We start from the raw sequence: 1630 nt of genomic DNA, 5'->3' as shown, positions 1-1630 counted from the left end.
ATAGGTGCTTTTTACATTCGTCATATCTTAAATCCTTTTGAATTACTGTCGTCACTTGCCTTCATGTTCATATGCCTCAGGCTGGCTACTTAGCAACGTCTGGCAAGGTTTCAGATAACTCGGAGTCTTGTCTGGCGTTTGCCTGTTGCAGTGAGTTGATGTGATAAATGTAATTTAAATTACATTTTATGTCAATCTTTAAGTAATAATAATTACACAGCAAGGAATAAAAAAGCTCCTTTCGAAGAAGCTTTTAATTTTTATTCTATTGTAATTCTTGAATTATTTTAGTAACACGTCCTTTAATGGTGTAGTTACCTTCTAGTTCAATTATTTTAAATGAGGGATTTAGAGGGATTAAATATTTATTAGGTCCATCTATAGATAGTTTTTTTATGGTTGGCTCTTTCGAGTCCTCTAACTGAATAACAATAATCTTACCATTGAGATCATCAATATCACCATAATCAGGATCTACTAAAACCTTAGAACCATCTGGTATTGAGGGTGATCCGTGAGGGTTTGCCATTGAGTCGCCTTTTACTAACATCATAAAAGTATTGGCTGATACATCAGACATGACTTCACTCCAAACTGTTACGTCACTTATTTCAGCAAAAGGAGTTATTCCATCCCACTTGCTGATCTGCTCCCCTGTTAATAAAGGGATCCTTTTAAAGGTTGCAGAAGATAAGCGATATAACTTTGTATCATCTTCAGAGCGTGAATCTTTGCCATAAAGCAGCCACTCTATATTGCATGCTAATACTTTTGTCAGTATATGAAGATTTTCTCCATCAGGTTTTGTGTCTCCATTTTCCCATTTTGTTACTGAAACACGACTGACACCGAGAGCTTTTGCTATCTCGTTTTGGGTTAGTCTTAATTCTTTTCGCCTATCGCGAATGCGGTTGCTGATGCTGGTACTGGTTTTCATGTAATCAATGTTACCATTATTGCTTGTAACATGTATTGACATATTAATGTAACTACTGTTACCATTTTCTCAGCTAAGTAATTCAGGAGGGAAGGAGTGAAAAAGAATGAAGTAATTAGATACTTTGGGGGCGTTCGTAATACAGCAAAAGTATTAGGGATAACACATGTTGCTGTTTCACGGTGGCCATTAGTTATCCCTGAAAAAAGAGCCATGCAATTAGAGCGCTTGACTAAAGAAAAGCTTAAATATGATTCTTTTTTATATAAAAAATAGACGAGTATTTTCATAAAAATTAATGAGTTATTAGATAAAATTTTTGAGATTTAGACTTTATATAAAAACAACCGCTCTTTAACAACCTGGCCTCCCTGAAATTGGGAGATTTTAAATTCCCAGCCCATCGGGAGGGATAACTATTATCTGAAACTTATGGAAGTAATTATAGACATGGAAACCACGATTACACGCAAATCAAATGCAAAAAACATTGAAGCCAAAATACGTAATGGCATTCAGGCACATTCAGCAATAAGAATTGCTGAGGCTATTGGCGTAAATCCATCTCAAATCACGAGATGGCAGTCAGAGGATGGAATAATTCCGAAGATGGCAAAACTGCTTGATTGCATTGGCTACGATTCACCGAAGCAAGATTTAGTCATAACAAATATCTCAGGTGAAGAGATACGC

At 35.9% G+C, this 1630-nt stretch carries 3 protein-coding genes; 2 read left to right on the top strand and 1 reads right to left on the bottom strand.

The features are described 5' to 3' along the window. Positions 1-265: 265 nt before the first annotated feature. Positions 266-979: a S24 family peptidase gene (locus tag G468_RS0117605; protein WP_026824104.1), complete on the bottom strand. Its 714-nt coding sequence runs from the start codon at positions 977-979 to the stop codon at positions 266-268. Positions 980-1033: 54 nt separating this feature from the next. Here G468_RS0117605 and G468_RS0117600 point away from each other — a divergent pair, with 54 nt between their 5' ends. After that, positions 1034-1213, top strand: coding sequence for a Cro/CI family transcriptional regulator (locus tag G468_RS0117600; protein ID WP_026824103.1), 180 nt, complete (start codon positions 1034-1036; stop codon positions 1211-1213). Between the two features lie 174 nt (positions 1214-1387). Continuing rightward, positions 1388-1630, top strand: a 243-nt coding sequence (locus G468_RS21895) for a CII family transcriptional regulator (RefSeq protein WP_034250473.1), incomplete at its 3' end; no start/stop codon positions are given.

It is taken from the genome of Arsenophonus nasoniae DSM 15247 (assembly GCF_000429565.1).
Classification (GTDB): domain Bacteria; phylum Pseudomonadota; class Gammaproteobacteria; order Enterobacterales; family Enterobacteriaceae; genus Arsenophonus; species Arsenophonus nasoniae.
This window is presented reverse-complemented; position numbering and strand designations above follow the sequence as displayed.

What these genes read in the sequence shown, in the direction of transcription:
- G468_RS0117605 (WP_026824104.1), bottom strand. Translation starts at nt 979, where the DNA reads ATGTCAATACATGTTACAAGCAATAATGGTAACATTGATTACATGAAA.